The organism is Paenibacillus sp. FW126-R14 (assembly GCF_058789495.1).
Map to the genome: position 1 here is coordinate 40,199 of NZ_JBYTBS010000019.1, position 25,950 is coordinate 66,148.

Sequence of the window (25,950 nt, forward strand, 5' to 3'; positions counted from 1 at the left end):
ATGGAGAAGCAACAAATCATAAGCAGAAGCTCTTTCACGATACTCGTTACTTTTTTCATGATCGGCACGTCCATCCTGATTACGCCTTCAGGGCTTGCTCTCGAGGCAAAGCAGGACGCATGGCTGGCATGCCTCACAGGCGTTGCTTTCAATGCTTTGAACGCCGTGTTATATGCTCGATTAGGAGAACGCTTTGCCGGGCAAACCTTGGTCCAATATTGCGAAACTGTGCTTGGCAAATGGGCGGGTAAAGCCGTATCGCTGGCTTTTGTCTTGTTTTTTTATTTGCTGGCTTCGCTGATGATCGGGGATCTGGGTTATTTCGTAACTTCCCAGATCATGCAGGAAACGCCGATAGAGGCGCTGCAAATGCTGTTTATTCTTGTTGTCGTGTTGGCCGTCCGGTCCGGTTTTGTCGTGTATTCGAGGGCGGCCGTCGTCTTCTTCCCATGGCTGATTCTCCTATTTTTGCTGCTCATTGTGCCGCTGCTGCCCAGATTCGATATGAGAAATTTCATGCCGGTTATGGAGTTTGGCATAAGGCCGGTTCTGCGGGGCGGATTTACCTTCTACGGATTGCAGGAGATGATTGTGCTGCTCATGTTCTATCCGTTCGTTGCCAAACAGAAAGGCCGTCAAATCAGCTTTATTTGGGGAATTGGAATCGGGGGCGCTATCCTGCTTTTAACGACGGTCGGGAGCATAGCCGTGCTGAGTTCGGAGCTCACATCCAACCAATTGTTTCCGGCCTACACGCTTGCCAAAAATATTAGTATTGGCCACTTCCTCGAACGGGTCGAAGGCATTTTGATCTCCATTTGGGTGCTGTCCATTTTCCTCAAAATCGTACTCACCTTCCACGCTTCTCTGCTGGGGTTCGCTCAAATCGTGAACATCCGGGATGAGAAGCCGCTGGTCGTTCCTTTCGCATTGGGAATGATCGTTCTCTCCCTGATGTGCTACCCCAATACGATCTTCATCAATGATTTTCTGGGGAAAAATTGGGCGCCTTTCGCACTTATTTTCACCCTTTTTTTACCGCTTCTGCTTCTTCTCGGATCTTGGTTTCAAAAAATGATAAAGGTTTCCTACAAGCAATCCAATAAATAAGTACATTAACCCTCCAAAACAACCATAAACAGCCGCTCCGACTACCGCGGTAAGAATACCGAAGATGACTTGATCCTTATCCTTGGCAGGTGAAGTAGGCGGATCTGTAAGCATAAATAAAGCAAAGAACAGGGATGCATTGATAAAAGGCGACCGAAGCGCGTCAGCAGCGTCTCCCATATTTAAAACACCCATAATAAACAATAAAATGAAATATGTCCCAAGAAATGAAAAAACCTGAGGGAATTTGTTTACTCTGTTCGTTACCATGTATCCGCCAACCAAGAGAAACACGATTGACCATGCAGGAAGATCCCCAAATGCCCCCCACCAGCTTTGTCCGGTTCGAAACAAAAGGATGGACAGCAGCAGTCCGAAGGCAGCTGGATTAAAGATTGGTTTTTTGTTTTGGACAAGTACATGTTTAGACAAAATAGCCATAACGGACGTTGCCGCAACAATATACCATGAGGAAGTGGTGCTCAGGATCAAAGCAATAATTAACCCTGTGATCACGGCCCCATCCGGCAGCACTCGCTTTCTGTTGGCTATCCGTGAACAAAGAATATCGATGGCTAAACAAACACCTACCGCAATAAGGCCATTAACAATGCCTTTGATGTCGTGTGACCAACTAGCAGCTATGAGTAAAAAAGCCACCATGGAAATGATGACGTATCCCTTTGGCGTTTTGACCCAACGATTCGTAGTCAATTTAGATCCCCCCGACTTGATAGATTTGCAGACCGGAAGTAATGAAAATTCCCTGGAGTCCAGCTTGCTCAATAAACGTTCTTCCGTTGTCCCAATCCAGTAAGAAAGAGACTGTCGAGAAAGCATCCGCCAGCATGGCGTAGGGGGCGATGACGCTGCAACTGACCCATTCACCTGGAGACTGTTTGGTCACGGGGTCGATGATGTGATGCAGACCTGCTCTTAATGCACTCTTGCGCTCGTAGCTTCCCGAGGTACAGACAGCCTCATTGGAGATTTCAATCGTTTGGATGACTTCTCCTTGGCGCTCGGGATGCTGAATGCCAATTTTCCACTTGCTGCCGGTTTCATCCACACCTCCCGCATAGAGGTCTCCGCCGGCATTGATGACGAAGCCTTCAAATTCTTTGAGCTCTTGAGCGGCCAAATCGATGGCGAATCCTTTGGCTGCTCCCCCTAAATCAATGACCAGCGGCTTACGCAAATAGAGCGTACGATCCTGTTCATTTAAGATGATATCTCTGAAGGTAGCCGAATCTGACGATAAGCTGTGGATCGTTTCTCCCGTTAAATAATGCTGATTGAAGCCATGATCCTCCATCGCTTTTCCTACGGCAGGATCGAATAGGCCATTCGTCCATTCCGCCATCTCCAAAGCAAACTTCAGAGGTTCAAATAATAGCGGACTGATTTTGACGGGAGTTCGAATTTGCCGGCACGCCTCCATCATTTCGCTGTCAAGGCTGAAACGGCTGCAGGCATGTTCGACTTTCCGAAAGGCTTCGAAGGCCCGGTCAATGGCAGCTTCGATCCGATCCTTTGGTTGCTGTGTGACGACCTTAATATCTACAACGGTATCCATAAATAATTTTGTTTTCTTCATAATTGTGACCATCAGGCGTTTCGCGCCTGGGAAAGCGCATCTTGTATGGCGTCTTTAAATGCTTGGGTACTATACGTTGCGCCCGATACATTTTGTACTTGCGCACTTTGTTTCTGCATCACTTCTTGCGGCAGCCCTGCAACGTCATCAATGGTATAATGCATCGCAAAATGACTGATTTCGACATCCGTAATCCGATCGTTTTTTATCGTTACTGTGGCCTGGATCGATCCGCGTCGATTACTTCCTGTGCCCGTATAGGTACCCTCTTTATACATCCGATTCGGTTGAGCGCTTTTGACCTGTGCAACTTGGGACTGTAGTTGTTGTATCGGTTGCGGTTGCTGTACGGTAGCTTGGGTCTCGGTTGCAAAATATCCAGCGGCATACACAGCTCCAATAGCCGTTGAACACAAGGCGACCCATTTTTTGTTCATTTTCGCCATGTGAATCCTCCCTACAACTTCATCGATATTTTGATTATAAGGAGCAAACATTTAAATTTTATTAAAACACACCTGCATGCACGGTCGCCTAATTTTTCTTTGGAAAATTGATCTGAACTTCGGTCCCGCCGGAAATCTGGGACGTTACGCGAATGCTGCCTTTATGCGCATGCACGATCCACTCGGCGATCGAAAGTCCGAGCCCTGTTCCGCCCTCTGTGCGGGAACGTGACTTATCCGCTCTGTAGAAACGCTCGAAAATATGCGGAAGATCGGTTTCATCGATCCCGCAACCGCTGTCTTTCACGATAACCTGTATAGAATGTGACAAGCTGTGACAGGTTATCTCAATGGTCCCGTATGGCGGCGTATACTTTAGAGCATTATCCAATAAAATAATAAACAATTGCCGAAGGCGGCTTTCGTCCCCCCATATCACGGCAGGTTGGAAATGCGAGCGGATGCGGATAGATTTGGTTTCCGCCAGCAGCTCAAATTGCTCGGCAAGATCTTCGAGAATAGGGTGAAGCGGTATTGTCGCGGCATTAATTTGCAGTTGGTTGGAATCCGTTCTTGCGAGTGTCAACAGATCGTCGATCAGCTTCCCCATTCGCTTGCTTTCCTTCAAAATGAGGGCAATGTTCTGACTTTCCTGCTCGATCGTATGCTGAGGATGCCGAAACAAAAGCTCGGCGCGAGTATGGATAACGGAGGTTGGCGTACGCAGCTCATGGGAGGCGTCGGCAACGAATTGCTGTTGTTTATTCCATGACCTCCGAATCGGCACAAGTGAGCGTCCTGCCAGGTAGAATCCGGCCATGATCGAGAACAGCACACCTGCTGCGCCGGCCAGGCCAAGATCCGTACGAAGCGTCTGAAGCATGCCATTCTCAGCTTCTAAGCTTCTAACGACAACTACGTACGAAGCATGGGATAAGGAAGCTGAATCGACCGTTTCGTTCATTGGATTATGGAATCCCAATATCCGGTATTCGTGCCCACGTGCATACACATTCTGCATATCCCCATTGCTGCTAATACGCTTGAAGCGAAAAGCGTCATCCAGAGAGAACGCTTGCTTCGGATATTGATTGATTAATTGCCCTTGATCGTCCCAGAAAAAATAAGAAGTTCTCCTGTCGGCATCAGGCTCCGGATGATCGGCTTGCAGCATTTGATCGATGGAGCTCGCTTGCATGGATCTGGAAATATTGACAATCGCCTCATCAACTTGATGAAATAAGCGAAAAGACAAATGAATATACAAAATAATTCCAGATACTAACAAAATCAATACAACGACCACAGAATTTAACAGCACCAATTGAGTTCGCGTTTTATTGAACATTGGAATCTCCCTTAAACAAATACCCTACCCCGCGAATTGTTTTTAAATAGATCTCTCCGCCATAAGGCGCAAGTTTTTTGCGCAAATGATGAACATAGACATCGACCGCTGTTGAAGCAGATTCCGATTCAAACCCCCAGATCCGTTCGAAGATTTGATCTCTGGATAAAATTTGTTCCTTGTTGCACAGGAAAAATTCCAATAGCTCATACTCCTTAGGCGTTAATCGCAAAGGCTCTTCCCCGGCATAAGCATCCCTTAAGCCAGGTACCAGCTGAATTTGCCCGCACGACATTTTTCCATCTAGATCAATGGTCCCGCGTCTTCGCAATACCGCCCTTGCTCGAGCGAGCAGTACACTGACAGCAAAAGGTTTCGTCACATAGTCGTCAGCCCCGGCATCCAGCCCCCTCACACAATCTTCCACACTGTCTTTCGCAGTCAGCATGATGATCGGCGTTGAAATTTGATGGCCACGCAAATGCTTTACAATGTCCAGTCCGTTCATTCCCGGCAGCATCACGTCAAGGAGAATAAGGTCGTAACTTCCTTGCTCCGCCAAGAAGCACCCTTCATCTCCCATCGAAGTCCCCGTCGTGTCGAAGGACTCATTTTCAAATATTTCCTTAATCGCCTCAAGCAGCGGTAAGTCGTCCTCAACGATTAGTATTTTCAACTGCATCCACCTCATGCCTAATTATTCCTTCATTTTACCAGAAAAAAAGAGAAACCCAACGTTATAAAAACGGGGCTTCCCTGCAATCTGACCGTCACCAGCCACCAACGTTCAACCAAAGTGCTTTGCTAATCGCTCACTCATACGTTAGTTTAATTTTTTTACCGATTCTCCAGGCAAAATTTCGCAAGCTATTTTTAGCGTTTGCCAAGACTTACTCTTATTTTCCTCAAAAACATTACTAAGCAAGACGTCAGCGGCCGTTTCTCCAATAAGACGTTCTGATTGGTCAATACATGTAAATTTGGGTGCATTCAACTGCGTCCAATTTGGAGTACCAATAATAACAACGGACAGATCTTCAGGTATGCGTATCCCTTGTTCTCTTAGTAGTTGAACGCCCCCCTCAGCCAAAGCATGGTGGCCAAACACAACTGCAGTTACTTTAGAATCCAGCAGATGCGGCATAAACCGATAACCTGATTCAGCACCAAGGCCGCCTAATTGAATCCACTCAGGCTTGACCTCAATGCCATGCTCTTTCATAGCGGCGAGAAAACCCAGTTTCCTCTCTTGAACATTAATAAACGTATCCCATCCAATAAATCCAATCTCGGTATGTCCATGCTCAAGCAAATGCTTTGCCGCGGTATATCCACAGCTCCAATTATCGCAACCAACAAAATCATATTGATCGACGCCGACTAATGGCCTTTCCAAAATAACATAGGGTATGCCTAAGCTGCGCAGATGGTCCGTATTTTCTGTCCCTTGAATGGTTGGGCTTATAATGAGTCCATCCACACGCTGTTCAATCATCTTTTTAATAATTTCCCGTTCTCTCTCCATATCATCCACGGTTGTACTAATTGAAACAAAGTATCCTCGACTGCGGGCTACTTCCTCAATGACAACGACGATTCGGGTAAAGAAAGGATTATCGAACTGCGGAATTAGTACGGAAAGGATGCCGCGTTCTTTGCCTTTTAAGGAGCTGGCTACGGCACTTTTCATATAATTAAGTTCCTTAGCCGCTTGAATTACCCGTTCCTTTAACTCTGAACTTACATACCGTTTGTTGGAATCATTGAGAATATATGATACAGTGGCAATTGAAGTTTCCGCCAACTTGGCTACATCATTAAGAGTTGCATATTTCTTTTTTTTCGGTTTATCTATAATAGTCACGATTTCCCCTCCTCAACATAAGGTAAACGTTTACTTTCTAATATAAAATTTCCCCAAGAATTTATAAAAAAAACACAAACCTATTTCACTAATTTTAGGTATCTTTCCATTTGAAGTCAAGGTCTATCTCTACAATTATTAAGGTTAACGGAACATGGACAATGCTCGGGCAGTACCCTTAAGGACCCTTTAGGAGTTATGCTTTAAATTTCCTTACTAAAGTTTGAAGTTCTTCCGCCATATTAGCCAGATACACTGCTGAAGAAGAGAGTTCCTCCATAGAGGCTAGTTGTTCCTCAGATGCGCTTGAAACGGTTTGTGTCCCTGACGCAGTTTCCCGCGATAACAGTGAAACGGCGTTTATCATATTCACAACCTCTTCTGAGTTGGCCGACATCTGTTCAACCGCCGAAGAGACGGCCTCAACTTGCATCGATACGCCACTTACTGATAATTGTATTCTCCCAAAAGATTCACCTGCCTCATTCATAACCGTCGTACCAGCATTTACCTCGATTAACGTCTTTTCCATAAAATGAACAGCTTTATCAGTTTCAATATGAATGGTTTGGATGAGTTCAGCAATTTTTTGGGCCGAGCTGTCTGATTGCATGGAAAGTTTCTTTACTTCATTTGCGACAACCGCAAATCCCTTGCCATAATCACCGGCACGCGCGGATTCAATCGCCGCATTTAGTGCCAATAAATTTGTTTGTGTTGCCAGCTCCGTAATTACAGTGGCAAATTGATCAATTTCTAAGAGCTGTTCACCAAGATGATGTACAATTTCCGCTAAGCTATGGATGGTTATCTTAACAGAATTCATTTGATCTATTCCCATTTTTACAGCTTGATTGCCTGCATGTGCAACCTCAGATGAGATTGCGGACGTTCTCGACATTTCCTGCGTGTTAGTGGCAATTTGCTGAATTCCCAACGACATTGTGATTATCTTTGCAACACTTTCATTCAAACTTAGTACTTGCATATCGGATCTAGAAGCCATTTCCTGCATGCTATATGCAATATGTTCAGTTGCTTGACCTGTTTGTTGGGAACAAGCATTTAAATGGTCAGAAGAGGATGCTATCTGTTGCGCCGTTAAGCTTATCTGCTGCACCATACCCCGAAGGTTATGTATCATCTGATTAAAATAAAAAGCTAAATCACCGATTTCATCCTTGGTTTTTACATGAATTTGTTTTGTCAGATCTCCTTCTCCCTCCGCAATTTCCTTCAATTGTCTATTAACTAGAAGCACAGGTTTTACTATTCTTCCCGAGATGATCAATGCAAGAGCTATTCCAATTAATAAAGTAAGCGCTATGATGATTATATTAAATCTTTTGACAAAAGACTTGAACGTGACGATAGCCGCATCTTGCCTTAGAATCAATGTTGATAATCCATCATTATATGTAATTAATGAGTTAATTACGGGATCAAACGGAACCTGCGTATACATCAATTGAGCTGACCCGGTTCCCTTGCTTTGTACTGCCCTAAATGATGCGTCAATTCCTTGAAGGTATTTATTCCATTCATAATCGAAAGCTGTAATTGATTGCAATTGCTCGTTATCATGGAAATGACCTTTAATAATCAGCTTCAATTGTTCAGAGACATCTTCTATGTCTTTATTCATCATGGACATATATTTTTCCTTACCATCGGCAGTTGCACTCATTAGATACCTGCCGCCATCATCGTTCGCAGAGCGGACTAAGCAAGTAATTTTTTGCAGTACGGATTGTTCGTTTTTACTATTCATAATGTCATTCGTTAATGTGTCTACCTTTGCATGAATCCATATATTGCATGAGATTGCAATCGAAAATAATAACAAAAGTGCCAGAAATCCTGATATAAGCTTAAATCGAATGGTAAATCGCAAGTTAAGCCCCCCTTTTATTCAATATACCTTGAAAAAAAAGCCGATAACTCACTACAATACATAGTGTGTTGTCGGCCTCAATTGACGCTAGGTAAACGTTTACTTAAGACTTAAAAATTTCATTAGACCACAGTAGCTTGGTTTAACAGTGTCACAGTCTGACCTGTACGAGCTGATTCGTAAATCGCCAAAATAATCTCCAGTGGTTTATACCCTTCCTCGCCATTGATAACAGGCTCGCGATCTTCTTCAATCGCTGCAATCATGTCATTCATTTGTTTAATATGCCCCGTTCCATCAACTGCACCCGGGTTTCCGGCAGTTGTTGATCCTCCTTTTGTCACGGACATGGTCGTTTTAACGTTAGCATCGTCTTCCCCCGTTTCAGATTTTGATTTTCTAAATACGAGCTCATCGCCATCTATAACAGCACTTCCGTCTTTTCCGAATATTTCAATACGCGCAGTAAGCCCCGGATAGGCGCAGGTGGTAGCTACTAGTGTACCAATAGCTCCGTTGCGAAAACGTAAAGTGGCTACGGCTGCGTCTTCAACTTCAATTCTATCGTGCCCTAATGTTTCACAGTGCGCATAAACGCTTTCGACGGGCCCCATTAAATACTGCAAGACATCAACTGTATGTACTCCTTGGTTCATTAATGCCCCGCCCCCGTCAAATGCCCAGGTTCCACGCCAAGCTCCACTATCATAATATTCTTGTGAACGGTACCAGTTAATCGCAGCAGATCCCAGAACTAATTTTCCAAATTTACCTTCTTCAATGTCCTGCTTAACTTGCTGGGTAGAAGGCTGTAACCGATGCTGTGAAATAACGGCTAACTTGACTCCCGCTTGACGGCATTCTTTAATCATTTCCAGAGCATTCTCTGCGGTAATATCGATTGGCTTCTCCGTAATAATATGTTTTCCTGCACGGGCAGCAGCGATCGTGAACTTTGCGTGCATACCGCTCGGCAAGCATATATTTACGATGTCTACATCAGGGCGAGCAAGCACTTCCTCTAAATTGCAGGACCACTCACAACCATATTTTTCACCGAAACCGCGTGCTTTTTCTTCACTCTGATCACAGATTACGACTAATTTCCCTTTCTCAACTTCTAACAATCGTTGGGCATGAGTATGGCCAATTACGCCTGCACCAATGATCGCGAACCCGTACTGTTCTTTGCTCATCTCTCTACTCCTCCATGAAGAATAATTGACTCTGCCGTTTTCTCATTAGGATAACAGGCAGAATCCTTATTCTCTTTCTATTATTTCGCTGCAATGTTGTTCTTGCTTGGAAAAAGTCCTTTTAACTTCTTAAACGCATTAAACTGCGATAATACGACAAACAGAATGAAGATTACTAAGATTAAGCACAAAGGTCTTGTAAATAACGGCTCAAGACTGCCGCCAGATAGAACCAGAGCACGTCTTAAGTTCGTATCTGCCATCGGCCCAAGAACAACTCCAAGCAAAAACGGTGAAGCTGGAAATTTCATTTTGGACATCAGCAGCCCAACAATACCGAAAATAAACATGATATAGATACTTGAAATTTTGTTATCAATGACATACGAACCTACGGCACAAATAACAAAGATAACGGGCATCAGGATTCTTTTATCTATCCGAAGTACCTTTACCGTAAATTTGGAGATTAACAGTCCCAAGATCAGCATTACAAAGGCACTTGCTGTCAAATACAAGCTCATTGAGTAAATAAATCCTGGTGATTCGCTCATCATTAACGGTCCTGGTCTTAGACCATGAAGCCACATAGCTGCAAGCAATACGGCCGAAGAAGTACTTCCCGGAATGGCCAGAGTCAATAGCGGAATGATATGTCCGCCGATGGTGGAATTGATTCCTGTTTCTGCAGCGATGACACCTTCATAGGAGCCTTTGCCGAATTCTTCTTTCTTTTTGCTGCGGACTTTTGCCGCCCAATAGGACAACCAGCCTGCAACATCCTCGCCAACTCCCGGAACAAGCCCGATAAGAACTCCGATCACACCCGAGCGAAATACTGTCGGCGTATTGCCTTTCATGATTTTCAAGCCCTTTTTGACTCGTAAATCAAGGACCTCCGTAGGAACCTTAATCTGCTGCTTCTTAAATGAATTTACAATTTCAGGGAATCCAAACAAACCAATCATGATGGGTACCAGTGAAATTCCAGCCATCAATTCCACGCTGCCGAAGGAAAAACGCGGGTATGAATTTATGCCGTCTAACCCGATTTGGGAAACGAACAAACCAAGCGCGCCGGCAATCCATCCTTTAACTGCGTCCCCACCCGAAGTCAAGCTGCCGCACATGATAACTCCAAACAAGGCCAGCAAGAAAAATTCCCACGAACCGAACTTCAGGGAGATCGTCGACAGCAGCGGACTGAGCACCAGGACGCAAACAGCGCCGAAAAGTGTCCCGAGAAAAGCAGAGAAATTCCCGACAAAAATACCTAACCCGCCTTCCCCTCTCTGACCGATCTTATAACCGTCAAGCGCCGTTGCCGCTGAAGCGGGTGTGCCCGGTATGTTCAACAAAATGGCGGTTTGGACGCCACCCGATATCGCGCCAACATACACGCCGACAAGGGATAAAATAGCTGTTTCTGCGGAAACGCTATATGTTAAACCAGTTAAAAGAGCAATCGCCATCGTTGAGGTCAAGCCCGGTAATACCCCTACAATCAATCCAAAGAATACAGATAGAACGAGTGTAATTAAATTGACCGGGGACATTAGAGAGGATAAAGCCTCTAGTGTATAGTGCAATGTCATTTTGTTTGCCTTCTCTCCTTAGAATAAAGGAACTTTGAATATAATTTCAAAAAGAACGTATAAGAAAATGCTAACGGCAACAGCTGTCAAAATAATTTTTAAATACGATCCCGCATTCATTACTTTCATCAGAAATACCATAAAAATAACCGATGATAATAAAAATGGAAGCCTTGGCACGAGGATAAAGCAATACGCAGCAATAATGACAATCCCTGTAAGCATACCACGTGTATCTGTATCCTTGATAAACGGGCCAAACCACTCGCTTATCGCACGCAAGTTTCCTATAAAACCCACACTCTTTATACTTTTAACAAATAAAACAACAGTACATAGCAACAACATGCTTCCAATGATGATCGGGAGCAGGCCCGGTGATGCATATATCGGGCCTCCGACAGTTTTTACCATCTTCATGCTATCCACTAAAATATAAACGGAAACTAGAAACAAACAGATTGACGTTATAAAATCCAGATGTTTAGGCGTTCCTGCCGCTGTGCCTGAGTTCTTCTCCATCTGCCGCTCACCTTATTTCTATCAAATTTATTTTGTTGGCTTTTTAATGTTAAATTTCTCAGGAGAAATTTTGGCTACTCCACCGTCATACAATGCCCAATCCACTGTCGAAGCAAGTTTCTCAACATATTGCTGCGCCTGATCACCACTGTAACCTAAGATCTCTACACCTTTTTCTTTAGCAAATTTCTTGACGCTATCACTAGCAATTGCTTTTTTGAATGCTTCATCAATTTTCTTTACCACATCAGCCGGCGTATCTTTAGGTACACCGATACCAAACGCTTCACCAAGTGGGACAACCGATTTCAATTCTGGAGCAGCTTGCGTTATGGAAGGTATCGGGTCAGCGCCATCGATAGTGAGTGGTTTATCTGTCAGCGCAGCAAGCCCTTTTAATTTTTTGCCTCGAATCATATCAACCATTTCCATGGACAATTGAGGCACAACTTCTACTTCTCCTGAAATTGTTGCTATGATGGCAGGGTTGCCTCCTGCATATGGTACGTGCTTGTAAGTAAAACCAAGGTTAGATTTAAGCACTTCGCTGGCGATATGCCCGCCTGTTCCAACACCTGCTGTTCCTATCGAAACGTTCCCAGGATTGTCTTTTAAACCTTTAATTAATTGACTTATATCCTGATATTTGGAGTCCGGCTTCACAGCCACAACATTCGGAGAAAATGATGTAATCCAAAGGTTCCAATCGCGGAATGTTTGTTCTGTGTAACCCATAACCGGATAGCTTGAGAATGACATAAAGCCGTTCCCCATAATGGTATACCCGTCATGCGGAGCGTTCCAAACGTTAATCGTTCCGACTGAACCACTGGCACCAGGTGTGTTGACAACGCTAATGTTTTTACCTAACGCTTTGGACATTTCATCTGCTACGGCCCTAGTGGTAAGATCTGTTCCGCCCCCTGGTGCGTAGGGCACAATTAAAGTAATATCTTTTGAGGGGAACTGCGCTGCCGAACCCTTGAACATTGGCGCAATCTTCGGCCAACCTAAGGCTAGTCCGATAACAGCTACTGCAGCAACACCGATAACGATCTGTTGTTTTTTCATTGTACTTCCTCCTGATGGATTAGTTTATTAGTTAATAACACGACAAAAGCTCACTTGAAAATCTGCTTTCAAAGCTTTCAATGTCCTCGCATATTTCATCGTTAATCTCTCTCTGATATAAATACCTCCCCTTTTAGTTAAACGTTTACTTGCTGAAGGTAAACGTTTACTTAAACAATGTAAGCGTTTCCTGAGTTATATCTTAATCTCCTTTCCCAATTGCTGTCAAGACCTTTTTTGTATTATGCGAATAATCTGAATTCAATCGCAGATACAACTGAATTTACTATTCAAAATTCCAGTAGGAAAAGCAGGTTATTCTAAGGCAGTCTATACGACTGCCTTAGAATGACCCCTTATAGCCATTTAAACGATTTATATTTGCTGTTCTGCTTTCCCCGCTATTCGTAACACTTAATTCTGAAGAATCTGTTTCGCTACGGCCGCCAGGTCGATGATGTCAATCTTGCCATCATTATTAATATCCGCAATTTTGTATTGCTCCCATTTCGGATCCGCAGACGTTTTACCATACCAAGCTGCTACGATAGCCAAATCTCCGATGGTCACCTTGCCGTCACTGTTCAAATCGCCCGGAACTCGAGGGATCACAGTAATTTGCACATTGTGCGAAGCACCGCTAACCGATGTCTCCACGCCATTACCGTTTGCTAGCGTAACGTTCATCAAAGTTACGGTTCCGGTCGCCGTTTGCGCGATCGATTTCGCTTTAAAGCTCAATCTCAGCAAGTTTCCATCTGCATGTACCGCATGGTTCTCGCCTAAGCTGGCAAGAAGAATTCGGACTTGTCCCGGTGCTTTTTCCGAAGTGACCACCGAAAATTGATCCTTCACTAAAGGATCTATAGAGATAAGTTCCAGCTGTGCCGGATCAAACGTAAGGGTCAAATCTTGGGCGTAGAAAGTTTGCGTCACACCAGTTAAGCCAAAGTTCAAATCAAATGACTGACCGGAACCGATACTGTTCGTTCCAGTTAATGTGGCATTTGTTACACGGCTAGCCTCGTTAACCGTTACAGTAAAGGTTGCAGTCTTAGTCGCACTGCCCTCAGTGTAGCTGACAGTGACCGTATTGGTGCCGGTTGTGCTGAGCAGCGTACCGTTTGCTGGAGTTACGGTATAGCCGCTTACGCTTACTTGTTTGCCATCGCTGTAAGTTGCTTCAATCACCAAGCCAGTTGTGTCAAGAGTATCGCCGACTGTGTAGCTTGTTTGATTCGGCAATGATTTTACCGAAATGCCGTTCAGATCAGCAACTGTTTTCTTCGTGACTTCCATCGCTTTTCTCATCGACGCAAGGAACGCTGATGTTTCATCGTATGGCGGTGTTTCCAGTTTGCCCGGATAGCCGTCATCGTTGGGAAGCCATAACAATTCAACCGGAATATAACCACGGTACGGGCTGTTTCTAATAATCCCGAACAATTTGTTCAGGTCCATAAGCTCCGTTGTCTCGGCACCACCGGGCTTCTTCTTAACCTGGAAATTGTTTGAATAAGGCAGGATAAGGGAGATATCCTTGTACCAATCATATTGCGTAGCGTCGGTATTCATAAAATCTCTGTAGTATCCCGTATCGTTCACAATGCCAACGTTGGGTCTATTGATCCATTTCACAGTCTGCAGCACTTGGTTGGCCGTAGCCAGCATATCCCCGTGGTTTTGGAGGCCTATTTGTACCGTCGGATAATTGGCTGCGGCAAAATCCGCAACTTGCTGAATGGCAGGCACAATACGATCGTGCGTGATGGCCGCCCAGCCTGTGCGCGTGATGTCAACTGGCGGAGGGCCGGAAAACACACGAATAACAGGCGCGCCCATTTCAGATGCTATCTGAGTCCAAAACTTAATACGCTCAATATCTAAATCGCGTCTCGCCTGATTCGGGTCGGCAAAGTTATTCTGAATGCCTGTCCCGCTTATCGCAATACCCAAACTTCCGGCCAAATCTTTAATTTGTTTCGCATAGGCATGAATGGCCACTTGCTGCTCAGGTGTCGGCATGGCCGTATTGCTATACCCCGGAATGTAATAGCACGTAACGTCAACAGCGTCAAATCCATGATCGTGCGCCCACTGTATCGCATCCAGCGTCGTCATCGGCACGGGGGACGTCCGCCCTTGCAGCCATGAGTTTAAATTCATGTTAAAGGTGTACATGTTGAGGCTTAATTTGTAATCACCGTTGTAGTACGGCACCGGATGATTCTCGCGCAAATAGTCATAATCAGCGTCAACGTACGGTGCCGCCGGCGTTATGACAGGCAGTGCATCTCCGTTGTCTGCGACAAAAGTCATTGCGCTCCAGTCAATCTGATCGCTGTTCTCAAGCTTGATATACTCATTATATACAGCCAAGCTAGGCACATGTATCGTCATGTTTGTCACGAAATTGAACCACAAGCCTTGTTTGCCTTCTGGCACAGTAAGCGTTGGGGGTACGCTTCCCAAGTACAAATCCGTCAAATTTACACAGAAATAGAATGCTCTTTGTTCAATAACTTGAAGTTTGGGAAATCTTGCTGTAGTCAACTTGCTGGCGCTTGAGCCCTTTGTTTGTGCAAATGCTTGCGAGCTAATCGTTGTCACATTCGGAAAGTCAACTTCGTTCAAGCTTTCAAATAAATTAAAAGCTTTCACTCCAATTGTCGTTACGTTATCCGCTTTAACTTTTTTCAGGAATCTGTTGCCTTCAAAGGCGTTTTTCGGAATGGTCCCATTTGCAAAATTAGATGTTCCAATAATATAAAGTTCTTCAAGCTTCTTTAGACTGGTTGCAATAAACGTACAGTCAGTAGGATCTAGAATGCCTGCTTTAATCGTGAGAACTTTAATATCCCCGTAGTCGGTGCCCTTAAAATTGGAGCTGTCGATGGCGCTCTTCAAAGATTTCGTCGTAAAATTATCAATTATAACATTTTGCGTTGCAGGCGCTCCGGCATCGGCATCTTTCGGTGTGTTGTCGCCATTGGACATCATGTTGCCAAAACCGCTCCAATCCTCATCGGCTTGGAAAGCGTCAACCGCATCTGTGGGCACATAAATGTTTAGGTTGTCCGTGTCAACGCCATGAAACCAGTCGCCCGGTGCTGGAGGCGGCCCAACATAATCGTCAAGCCCGATCGGTAGATAGGTTTTATTAAAAGTAAGCGATTTAAGACTGGTAGCTCCTTTGAAAGCATATGGACCCAGCGTGCGGGTCAGCCCAAACTCAGCAGTTTCCAGCGAGGTACACCCCTCAAATGCCGATGATCCGATGTAGGAAGTATCAATCCCTATTTTCACTTGTTTCAGATTCACAAGACCTTTAAAGGCGTTATTAGGTACTTTGTTCCCGTTCCATGTCAGATAGGTAGGATCATCCGGTTTTTCGATTATAAAAGAGACGAGGTTTATGTAATTGCTTAAAGATTTAGTCCCCGAGTTAAAATCGGCATTCGCAAACACTTTCTTTGCGCTCCCTGCTTTAATGACAACCGATTTCAAGGCAGCTGCTTGCGTGGGAATCGTGGAGTCATATCCGGCTGCCGCCAATAGGTCGAGAATATTGTCCTTGGTGTTTTTAAACGTGATAACAGCCTCTCCGGCTGTAGCGGCTTGAGCTTTTGTGCCCATAGTAAATTGAAGCGATGTCAATGCAATAAGGATTGCCAAAGCGAAACTTAGCACTTTCCGGGCTTTTTTATACATGTCCTCACTCCTCCAAAACTCATTTTAGGATTGGTTTTTGTCGCTTTTTCCTGTTAATTTATTTTCTCATGACCGTCTTCCTTTATAATTCCCATTCAACCACCCCCTAAAAAAATAAAATACATGATTCATGCAGATATTCGGATAAACAACATGTAACCGTTTACATATCTGGATTAAAAATGTTCAGCAGCTCGTACCATTCGATATTCAAATAAATCGTTTGAGTAAACGTTTACCTATCTAATATATCTGAAAAATGCATAAGTAAACGTTTACATACATACATTATAACCCCTTTGTCCAAAAAGTCAAGAACTTCACTGCTCCTAAGGGTACATAAATTCGATTCATTCAAAGGGTTCTTTCTGAAGATCAACTGTGTTCGTATTGCGATCTTTCGATATCTACCAAAGAAAAACGGAGGAAGGCCGTCCTGCCTTCCCCGCTCTTCATAACACTTAATTCTGCAGTATCCTGTTCGCCACGGCCGCAAGGTCGGCGATGTCAATCTTGCCATCATTATTCATATCCGCAATTTTGTACTGCTCCCAGTTTGGATCTGCAGACGTTTTCCCATACCAAGCGGCTGCGATAGCCAAGTCTCCGATGGACACTTTGCCGTCACTGTTCATATCGCCCGGAACTCGAGGGATCACGGTAATTTGAACATTATGCGAAGCGCCGCTGACCGATGTCTCCACACCATGATCGTTTGCTAGCGTAACGTTCATCAAAGTTACGGTTCCGGCCGCCGATTGCGCGATCGCTTTCGCCTTAAAGCTTAATCTCAGCAAGTCGCCATCTGCATGTACCGCATAATTCTCCCCTAAGCTGGCCAGAAGAATTCGGACTTGTCCCGGTGCTTTTTCCGAAGCGACCACCGAGAATTGATCCTTCACTAAAGGATCTATAGAGATAAGCTCCAGCAGTGCCGGATTATACGTAAGAGTCAGATCCTGGGCGTAGAAAGCTTGCGTCACACCGGTTAAGCCAAAGCTCAAATCGAATCTCTGACCGGCACCGATGCTGCTCGTTCCAGTTAAGGTGGCATTTGTCACACGGATAGCCTCACCAACTGTCACGCTAAAGCCTGCAGTCTTGCTCACGCCGTCTTCTGTATAAGTGACGGTAACTGTTGTCGTACCGATTGCGTTAAGCTGCGCACCACCCGCAGGCGTAACCGCGTAACCGCTCACGCTGGCTTTTGTTCCATCGCTGTAAGCTGCTTCAATCTCTAAGCCAGTGAGGTCAAGCGTATCGCCAACTGTGTAGTTAGTTTTGGCAGGCATCGTTTTTACCGTAATGCCGGTTAGGCTGACGGTTGTCACGTTGTTCGTAATCGTGTAACGCTGAACCGTTTTTCCGTCTTCTGCTAGCACGGTTAGGACATTATCAATGGAGACATTTGTCGAAATCTCCCTTGCACTATTAAACGATGCCGTGTCCTTCACTGTTGCAGATACAACAGCGTTTGCAACTACTTTCCAAACTGCCTTGCTGTTTTTTAGAAGCGTTGCTTTCAGCGCCTCCTTTGTCGTGCCTGCCGGCACATTGCGTATTGTGAAGTTCGGTGCCTTGCCGCTTACAATGACGCCAGGAATATAGCCGGGACCACTTGTTGCGGCTGTTACAAAAGCATTATTGCTGAGAGTTCCAGCTGCGTTATTCACATACGAACCCAAAATAATAAAGTTTTGCGCATCGGACGGCGAATTTGTTGTTGTTCCGCCAGTTCTGACGTGCATATTTCCAAGATCAGCGGGAACTTCAATATTGTCGATCGCCGTTTCGCCTATGCCTGTTTTCGTTCTAATAACGATACCCTCGCCCCAAGTCGTGTTTTTTGGCGAAGAGAGGGCATCGGTAACGACGAATTCATACGCGGTTTCAGGCAGTAATCCCGTTAATTTCATCGTACTGCCAGCTGTCCCCGGCTCGGCCGATGCAGTAGGAACAATACCTTGCGGCAAGCTTTTAACGCCTCCAGCTCCTACTAAATAATTCTGTGGAAGCGAATTGGCATTACTGCTAGTTTCAACGGACATTAGATGCATGTAAAGCTCTGGGGACGAGACAATATTGTCATATTGGGTTTGGCCATTCCCTGTTGTAATCGATTGCCCTTTATGATCCCACGCATCAGTCGCCGGGTTGTCAGCGTTCGTATTGATAATATACAGATACGTTGTATTCGGCAATAAACCTGTCAGCTTCGTTGTGCCTCCCAGGGTACCTGACATAGCACTGGACTGTGGCGTTGCATTCGCAGGTTTTACTTTTACCAGATCTGCCGTTACATAGATATTTTTTTCAGAGGACGCTTCTTTGATGTCAGTAGCTGAAAATCTGATATGAAGGTATTGACCTGTAAGTACAGGAATATTGTCCTTCATCGTGTCGCCGGAGGCTGTAGTGAACAGTAAAGCGGCATCCCAGTTTACGAGTTCCTGCGCACTTGTATTAACGATATACTCATATGCTGTTCCGGGAAGCAAGCCTGTTAGTTTTGTAGTCAAGTGATTAGAACCCGGCTGAAGCGTAACAGTTGGGGCCGAAGCATCCACTGTTTTGTTGATTTGACTTATATCTATAAGGATATACATGGGATTTGAAGATGACATCGTTGCTGTTTCCGCTGCCCGAATGTACAAATAGCTGCCTTGGGTAACGAACAGATTATCTTTTTCTGTTTCACCTGCGCCTGTCGTAAACTGTACGGAGGAGGATGCCCAAGTCGACGCCGAAGGCATGCCTACAGCAGTTCTAATCACATACTCAAACGTAGTTCCGGCCACTAATCCCGTTAGTTTTGTCGTATTGTACTTTTTACCGGGTACGGCTGCGGCTGATGGCGTTGGTGCAGTTGGTTTTAACGTTATTGTGTATTTATTTAACGTTATACCATCCTCCGCCAAAACGATTAACAAATTGCCGTTCGCCACGTTTTTAGTGGTTTCTACTGCGCTTGCGAATGTATCCGCCGTTACAGTGCTTCCGACCGCACTTGTGACTACTTTCCAGCTTGCAGCCGGAGCAAGGATCAGGCCATTCTTAAACGCATCAACACTGGTTGAAGCCGCTAGTCCCGTGATCGACTTCCCGGCATTATCAACCGCTAATCCCCAAAGGTAGCCCGTCTCTGTGCTTCCTTTTGCCGTAACGGTTGCGATATTGCTTGGGAGCTCCTCCGCACTTTTTTTCAATATCGTAAGGTTAAATATGACCGTGTCGGTGACGGTTCCGCTTGTAATCGTTGCTGTTAACGTTACTCTCATATCGCCAGCCGCAAACAGCGGTCTTTTCACGACTCCGGATGTTGATAAGTATGAATTATTATCGACCTTCCACGTGATTGATGCGCCGTAGCTCGAAGCGGAAGGCAAACTGAGATCTCCAATGATACCATCCTGTGCTGTATTTTGACCCTTAATCCGGTCAAATGTAAGGACAGACTTCTCTGCGTTCACCACGGTTGCGTCATCCATTTTGGCATAATTGATAATGTATCTCTCAACGCCGGTTCCAGTTGGGTTAATGATGAGCAGATGATCTCCGTCTCTAATTTGTTCCCCGGTTTTTCGAATATAGCTCTTTTTAGTGTCCCTTAGACTATCATCATCCGGAGGCCAGTATGTTGACATGGCGTCTGTGAATGCAGCCACAGACTCCGTCTTAGGCGATATATTGGATGGAATAATAAATACCGTGGAACCTACCGGTTTAATATCGAGATACCCTAATAAACCGTATACAAAGGTGGTGTTCCTAATGGTAGCCGTTCTGCTGTAGATGACATTGTCAAAAACAGAAACACTTGTACCAACAGGCGTTACGATGATACCCGTATCTTGCTTGACGGTTAGCAATGCAGCATTTGAGTAGGCAGTTTGAGGGCTGCTGGTTTCGGCGTCAGTTATCTTGGATCTAAATTGAAGCCCATCCATATCTGCCGTTATGGCTCCAGTCGTGTAGGTTGCGGTATTCGCACCAGTGCCGGATGTCACATTATTCCATGTCGCACCGGCGTCCTTTGACATTTGCCACTGATAATTGTAAGGCCTTGTGCCACCTGACATCGTTACCGTGTATGACGCAGTGGAACCTGCTCGTTTGGCTGCGTTTTGAGGCTGTTTGGAGACAGTGAGCGGTCCTCCGCTGATTGCTGCTCCAACATCAATCGCCCAATATTTATTGGAGTTAGTTGTGCCCGTACCCGTACCTGCTCTCGCACCAAACATAGCTACTCGCAGCAATCTTCCGGAAATATCCGCTGGGAAGATAAAGGTTTCATAATCTGACGCAGAATCTCCGTCCGATCCAGGCAAAACTTCCTTCCCCATGATATGCCCGTTACCGAGATTATCCTGCTGCCAGTTATTCGCCATCACCTTGGTCCACGTATACCCATCGTTCGAAACCTGAAACTCAAAGTAATAAGACCTTCTGATTTGCGTGTCTCTGGAATATCCAAGGGATACACTGTTAATAATTGCAGGTTTGTCGCCAAGGTAGAACTGAACCCAAGGAGTGCCTGACGCCGACCACGATGTCGATAAAAGGCCATCAATCAGATTATTGACGTTTGACCCGCCTACGCTTGAAGTGACAGGAACACTCTTGTTAATAATTCCATAATTAACGATATAAACGCTATCCTTTTTACCCGGCATAGTAGCTGTAAGAATTACTGCATTACTGCCTACGGAAGTTGTGACGGTTACACCTGTTCCAGCCGTGTAAGTTATGACCGGCAACACCGTATAGTCTAATGGTACAGGGACCGTATACGAAAGAACTTCATTATTGAAGTTTGCTATCGGCACGCCATCAACGAAGATTCCTGTAAGCGTGGCGAACTGGGACGCAAAATCGCCGGACTGATCAATATAGGCAGGAATCACGCTGTTATTTGTCGCATCTACCGCCCCTTGCCCCATCCTATCCTTCAACTGTTGAATGAATAAGCTGGCAGGTGTCATTTTGCTTCCGTTACTGTACTCGTAAGCACGGAAATTCGGGACATTTCCTGGATCCACTGCATCCATAACAAACGGTAATCGCTCTCCTGTTTGACCGAAGAGGTAATTGGCAGCAATCTGGTTCTGGCTGATGATATAGGGACCTGTATTGTTATAGAGCGTATAGTTCGCTCCGGACCAACCATGCGCCGTTCCGTTGTTCCATCGGTCTTGCAAATAAATTCGACCGTTGATATTGTCATACAATCCGCCAGTGGACCATCGCAAGTGGGGCTCATTGGCGTCAAATTGATAATCCGTCCTATCATTGTAAAACACGTTTTGCCCGACAACATTGCCCATAACGATGAATCCATGACGGGTGTATCGCGAATAGTTACGTTGATTAAGTACTAATGTGCCGCCAGCGTTTGAGAAATTGTATCTGCGCTCTCCGCCTGTGCCGCTGACAGGTTCAAGGCAGTTGACATCTTGGATTGTAATCTTGCTAACACCCGTCGCAATTGCCACCGCACTATCAATGTGGTAGGTGGTTATCGTTCTTGCCCACGCGTTTTGTGCATTTCCGAAACGAATGGCCAGCTCAGCATGAAGCTCGTCATCAAAAGACTGATAGCTCACACCAAATGCAGTATTGATGGCTGTCGACGATGAATCAAACCTGGACATAATCAGCATGTTCTCTATACCGACATTGTTAATTCTGCCAGTAGGGTTATACTTTGTAACCGTTGAAACGCCATACCTCATATCCAACACATCAGCCAAGGGCTCTACAAGCGTAATTTCATTCGTAACAGGGTTGATGGACTGGATCGTGCGCTCCTCGTCCGTCGTAACGTAACTGCTGTCTACTACGCCATTTACCGCCCATTGATTGGCTGAAGGTATGCCAGGCGCATCTGTAATGACATCCATTCTAAGATCCTGCGCCCAAGCAGCGTTAACAGCTTTGCGAATATTTACGGTATCTCCAACGCTAAGCCCGTTAACACTCTCAAGTCTAACCGTATGTCCTCCTGCCGGGACATACTGATCGACAACTTTAATTGCGCTTCCGCTTGTGGACGCTGCTGAGCCGGCAAAATTGAATATCGCGGTATTTTTGTCATATGAACTGGCGATCCATGTTGCAACAACCTTGGTAACGTTAGGTTGCGGTGCCTCAGAATGCGTATAATCCTTCCAGTTGGTCGGGCTAAGAGGCGTACTATGCGTTTCAATGCCTTCGTGATCATCGCCCTCGCCTTTTATGACGATTCCGCTAGTAGCAATTTTAATGCTGGAGCTAACCCTGTACGTCCCTGCCTTTAACAAGATTGAGCCTCTAAATCCACTCGAATCAGGGTCAATACGTCCAAGCATGTTGATAGCGTTTTGAATTCGCTCGGTATCGTCAGAGTTACTGTCCTGTGAGGGCTCAAGAATAATTTTCACGGGGACGTTCGGAATTTCCACTCCACCGCCTTTATAGCCGACATTGGAATAATCCATCACAGTATTGCCGCGATAATCAGGGACATAGACAAGTTTACCGGCGCTAACGTAAAGCGCAGGATACGGCTTGGTATAGCTATATTTAGTAATATCATCATCTACAGCCGTAAAATAGATCTTATCATAGATCGTTTTGCTTCCCGCAATGGTGAATTCAAAGATATACGTTCCAAGCTTAGAAGCTGTTACATTTGGCGTGATCACACTTGTGGCGCCGCTTGCCATATTCTGACTTGAATGCGTATAAACTACGTTGCCATTTGGATCCTTTAACACGCCGGAAACAGCAATGTCTTCTTTCGGCGTGATATGGATTCTCGGAACCGCCGTATCTTTCTTAACAATAGCCGGCCGGCCAATGGCTAGGCTCATGCCTTCATAATCGGGCATGATTCTAGCCAAATCCCCCGTAGGGTACACCGGCTGTGTTGGCACAATACTGCTAACTTCTTTTTGGAAAACATAGAAATTATAAATTTCGATCCAGTTGCTTGCTAACTCGCCTGTCACCATCACATACCGGGCATTTATAGGTGAGGCAAGATTGCTCATAAACACCTTGTTTCCGTTCGCATCCGGCAATTGAGTTACATCCTGCGCATAGGCAACGTCCCAACCGGACGGTTTACTGTAGCCAGTTGCAATGCCGGACGAGCCTGCAACCGTCGCGTTGGACAGTGAAGCCCATTTCGCAGGATCATTGGTATATTCAACACGATATGTCGAATTTACCAACCGCGTTGTTAGATCACCTACCGTCGTGCCCCACGCTACGCTAAACTGGTCAATTTTCTTCATTTGGCCTAAATCTAAAGCAAGCCAAAACGTATTTTTCCCCGTACTAATATTGGCCGCCGTGCTTTGAGAACCGTCAACCTGATATCCGCTTCCTGCGTTGCCTGTGGAAGCCCCGTTAAAAGCATTCTTGGGATCAATGCCATTTCGAAAAGAGCTGACCTTAATGCTGCTTGCACTCGGATTCAGTGCCAAGTTATCCAACGTATAATGAATCACTTCAATCGTATATTGCTTTTTTGTACTCCCGGTTATAACAATAAACTTGTCGCCTGCGACGAGCTCTGTTATTTCATTTTTTGGAATGCCCTTTGTATCCAATACCCTTAATATAGCACTTGTGTCATTAGTCGTTTGTGCATCAAGTTGTTCAAGACTTGTTTTTTCAATGACCTGTACAGTTCTCGCATTCTCATCGATGCTCACAATGTTCGGATGGGCTGGTTTGAGCGTAATAACAGCAGATCCATCTGTAACTGGAGGGTCATCTACGCCTCCGCCCGATGTGTCACCGATGGCTTTGATACGAGAAGCCACGCTGCTCCAAACGGCGTCATTCTGATAGATCGCGACTTTGTCGGCTGGTACGTAAAATATCGCACTTGCTGGGAACAAAGCGGGGCCGCTTTTTGGTATCACGGTGCCGAGCGTAATGGAGACAAGATGCGTTGTGCCCGTAAAAGCAGCTGCATCTGCGACGGTTGTCAAACTGGGAACAACGAGTGTTAACAATTTGCTGCAATTTTGAAATGCCTGCGCATTGATTGTAGTTGCGTTCTGAAGCGTCACAGAGGTTAACTGCGCATTGGCCGCTGTAAAAAAATTTGCTTGAACGACGCCAATATCGCTGCTGTTTGCCGTGCTTTGTGTGTTAGCTGTACCTGTAAGTTGAAAGTCCTGGAGATTGGTTAAAAGCGGAATGATACTACTTGTATCATCAACGCCGACAATACCCGAAGTAATCTTTAAAACTTTAATGTCTGCATATGTTTTTCCAGAAGGCATAACAGCGTCAATTTGAGTCTTTAGCGTGCTCACGGCAAATGCACTCGTCAGCATCAATGTACCTGTGCCAGAGTCAAATGTGCCTGCACTGCCTGGGTCAGTTCCGCCTCCTGATGAGATGGCGCTGATATGGGAGGAAATAGCGCTCCACGTGCTTTGGTATGCTGTGAGACTACCAGCTGGGACATTGATTACAGCACCCGGAGCTAAACTATTATACAGGGTAGTAATATTGCCGGATGTTAGGCTTGGAGGGGTTGTTCCAAAAGTAATAGACGTAATACCAGTGCAGCCCGAGAAAGCATTTGTACTCGTTATAGTCGTTACTTTTGGGAGGAAAAGTGTCGAAATACTACTCATATTTTGGAAAGCTTGTGCATTGATCGTTGTCGCATTTTGGAACGTAGCTGATTTAAGCTGAGGATTTTGAGCCAGGTTAAAAAAATTTTTCGCAATAATGTTATCGCCTGGTGCGGATGATGAGCTTTGTACTGCAGACGTGCCGATTAATTGAAAATCTACAAGATTTGACAGGGACTGAATGATCCCACCTGCGGCTATATCACTACCGCCATCAGCTATTTTTCCAACGCCGACTATGCCCGCTGTCACAATTAAAACTTTAATATCAGCATATGTTTTGCCTAAAGGGGTTATAACGGCATCAATCTGGGCCTTTAACTTACCTGCTGCAAATGAGCTGTTTAGCGTCAAGGTCCCTGTCGCCGTATCAAAAGTGTCAACGCCTGCTGCCTGAACCTTTGAACCGATGGCAAATTGAACTGAGTTTAAAATGATAAGAACCGCTAAAATAATGCTCAGCACGCGATGTACTTTATTATTCACGTTCTCACTCCTTGCATACTAATTAATATTGCTTGTTTCTTATAAATAAGCGAACACACGATTATAGGTAAACGTTTACATAAGCTCCGATAGAAAAATACCACTAGTAAAAGATAGGCAGCATTTCACTCAGTAAGATTCTGGTTGCTCTCGAAAACTTAATAATAATTTGCGCAGGTAAACGTTTACATATTGCTGTTGAAAAGCACAATCTCTTTGCGACTATAAATGATTTCTTATTCAATCACCGCTTAAAAAAACTAGATTACACAATGTTATAATTTTTTTCTGCCCCCTTATGCAAAAATTTTTGACTGAATGCTTTTACGTTTTTGTACGAACCATGAAAACGAGATAGAATCATTAATCCGATACACAAGCGAACTGTAAACGTTTTCACATTATTATTCTACTACGATTATTCATAAAGTCAATATCCGTGTACCTTCATTTTCTAATTCGAAAAGCATC

General features: G+C 45.0%; 14 protein-coding genes. 1 reads left to right on the plus strand and 13 read right to left on the minus strand.

Annotation, left to right across the window (positions count from 1 at the left end; translation table 11 throughout):
- Positions 1-1,110, plus strand: a complete 1,110-nt coding sequence (locus tag AC3WRW_RS14390; protein ID WP_492546996.1) for a GerAB/ArcD/ProY family transporter — start codon at positions 1-3, stop codon at positions 1,108-1,110.
- Here the strand turns inward: AC3WRW_RS14390 and AC3WRW_RS14395 are convergent.
- From AC3WRW_RS14395 to AC3WRW_RS14455, 13 genes are all read right to left on the minus strand, one after another.
- On the minus strand, positions 1,036-1,824 hold the full coding sequence (locus tag AC3WRW_RS14395) for an RnfABCDGE type electron transport complex subunit D (protein ID WP_492546997.1): 789 nt from the start codon (positions 1,822-1,824) through the stop codon (positions 1,036-1,038). The genes AC3WRW_RS14390 and AC3WRW_RS14395 overlap by 75 nt on opposite strands.
- Before the next feature lies 1 nt (position 1,825).
- Complete coding sequence (locus tag AC3WRW_RS14400) at positions 1,826-2,707, minus strand: FAD:protein FMN transferase (protein WP_492546998.1); 882 nt, start codon at positions 2,705-2,707, stop codon at positions 1,826-1,828.
- Positions 2,708-2,718: 11 nt separating this feature from the next.
- Positions 2,719-3,153, minus strand: coding sequence for an FMN-binding protein (locus AC3WRW_RS14405; protein ID WP_492546999.1), 435 nt, complete (start codon positions 3,151-3,153; stop codon positions 2,719-2,721).
- An 88-nt stretch (positions 3,154-3,241) separates the two neighbouring features.
- The gene (locus AC3WRW_RS14410; RefSeq protein ID WP_492547000.1) at positions 3,242-4,501 is read right to left on the minus strand and encodes a sensor histidine kinase; all 1,260 of its coding nucleotides are present in this window, start codon (positions 4,499-4,501) and stop codon (positions 3,242-3,244) included.
- Positions 4,491-5,177, minus strand: coding sequence for a response regulator transcription factor (locus tag AC3WRW_RS14415; protein ID WP_492547036.1), 687 nt, complete (start codon positions 5,175-5,177; stop codon positions 4,491-4,493). Before AC3WRW_RS14415 ends, AC3WRW_RS14410 begins: the two co-directional genes overlap by 11 nt.
- Before the next feature lie 147 nt (positions 5,178-5,324).
- Positions 5,325-6,365: a LacI family DNA-binding transcriptional regulator gene (locus AC3WRW_RS14420; RefSeq protein WP_492547001.1), complete on the minus strand. Its 1,041-nt coding sequence runs from the start codon at positions 6,363-6,365 to the stop codon at positions 5,325-5,327.
- Positions 6,366-6,561: 196 nt separating this feature from the next.
- Positions 6,562-8,259 (minus strand): methyl-accepting chemotaxis protein, encoded by a 1,698-nt coding sequence (locus tag AC3WRW_RS14425; RefSeq protein WP_492547002.1) that lies wholly within the window; start codon positions 8,257-8,259, stop codon positions 6,562-6,564.
- A gap of 122 nt (positions 8,260-8,381) precedes the next feature.
- Positions 8,382-9,455 (minus strand): Gfo/Idh/MocA family protein, encoded by a 1,074-nt coding sequence (locus AC3WRW_RS14430; protein WP_492547003.1) that lies wholly within the window; start codon positions 9,453-9,455, stop codon positions 8,382-8,384.
- Between the two features lie 80 nt (positions 9,456-9,535).
- Entirely contained in the window at positions 9,536-11,050 is a 1,515-nt protein-coding gene (locus tag AC3WRW_RS14435; protein WP_492547004.1) for a tripartite tricarboxylate transporter permease, read from the minus strand.
- An 18-nt stretch (positions 11,051-11,068) separates the two neighbouring features.
- Positions 11,069-11,572 (minus strand): tripartite tricarboxylate transporter TctB family protein, encoded by a 504-nt coding sequence (locus tag AC3WRW_RS14440; RefSeq protein WP_492547005.1) that lies wholly within the window; start codon positions 11,570-11,572, stop codon positions 11,069-11,071.
- A gap of 27 nt (positions 11,573-11,599) precedes the next feature.
- Positions 11,600-12,643: a Bug family tripartite tricarboxylate transporter substrate binding protein gene (locus AC3WRW_RS14445; protein ID WP_492547006.1), complete on the minus strand. Its 1,044-nt coding sequence runs from the start codon at positions 12,641-12,643 to the stop codon at positions 11,600-11,602.
- A gap of 414 nt (positions 12,644-13,057) precedes the next feature.
- The gene (locus AC3WRW_RS14450) at positions 13,058-16,354 is read right to left on the minus strand and encodes a leucine-rich repeat protein (protein ID WP_492547007.1); all 3,297 of its coding nucleotides are present in this window, start codon (positions 16,352-16,354) and stop codon (positions 13,058-13,060) included.
- Between the two features lie 461 nt (positions 16,355-16,815).
- Complete coding sequence (locus tag AC3WRW_RS14455; protein ID WP_492547008.1) at positions 16,816-25,479, minus strand: immunoglobulin-like domain-containing protein; 8,664 nt, start codon at positions 25,477-25,479, stop codon at positions 16,816-16,818.
- Positions 25,480-25,950: the final 471 nt, after the last annotated feature.

What these genes read in the sequence shown, in the direction of transcription:
- AC3WRW_RS14390 (WP_492546996.1), top strand. Translation starts at nt 1, where the DNA reads ATGGAGAAGCAACAAATCATAAGCAGAAGCTCTTTCACGATACTCGTT.
- AC3WRW_RS14400 (WP_492546998.1), bottom strand. Translation starts at nt 2,707, where the DNA reads ATGAAGAAAACAAAATTATTTATGGATACCGTTGTAGATATTAAGGTC.
- AC3WRW_RS14405 (WP_492546999.1), bottom strand. Translation starts at nt 3,153, where the DNA reads ATGGCGAAAATGAACAAAAAATGGGTCGCCTTGTGTTCAACGGCTATT.
- AC3WRW_RS14410 (WP_492547000.1), bottom strand. Translation starts at nt 4,501, where the DNA reads ATGTTCAATAAAACGCGAACTCAATTGGTGCTGTTAAATTCTGTGGTC.
- AC3WRW_RS14430 (WP_492547003.1), bottom strand. Translation starts at nt 9,455, where the DNA reads ATGAGCAAAGAACAGTACGGGTTCGCGATCATTGGTGCAGGCGTAATT.
- AC3WRW_RS14435 (WP_492547004.1), bottom strand. Translation starts at nt 11,050, where the DNA reads ATGACATTGCACTATACACTAGAGGCTTTATCCTCTCTAATGTCCCCG.
- AC3WRW_RS14440 (WP_492547005.1), bottom strand. Translation starts at nt 11,572, where the DNA reads ATGGAGAAGAACTCAGGCACAGCGGCAGGAACGCCTAAACATCTGGAT.
- AC3WRW_RS14445 (WP_492547006.1), bottom strand. Translation starts at nt 12,643, where the DNA reads ATGAAAAAACAACAGATCGTTATCGGTGTTGCTGCAGTAGCTGTTATC.
- AC3WRW_RS14450 (WP_492547007.1), bottom strand. Translation starts at nt 16,354, where the DNA reads ATGTATAAAAAAGCCCGGAAAGTGCTAAGTTTCGCTTTGGCAATCCTT.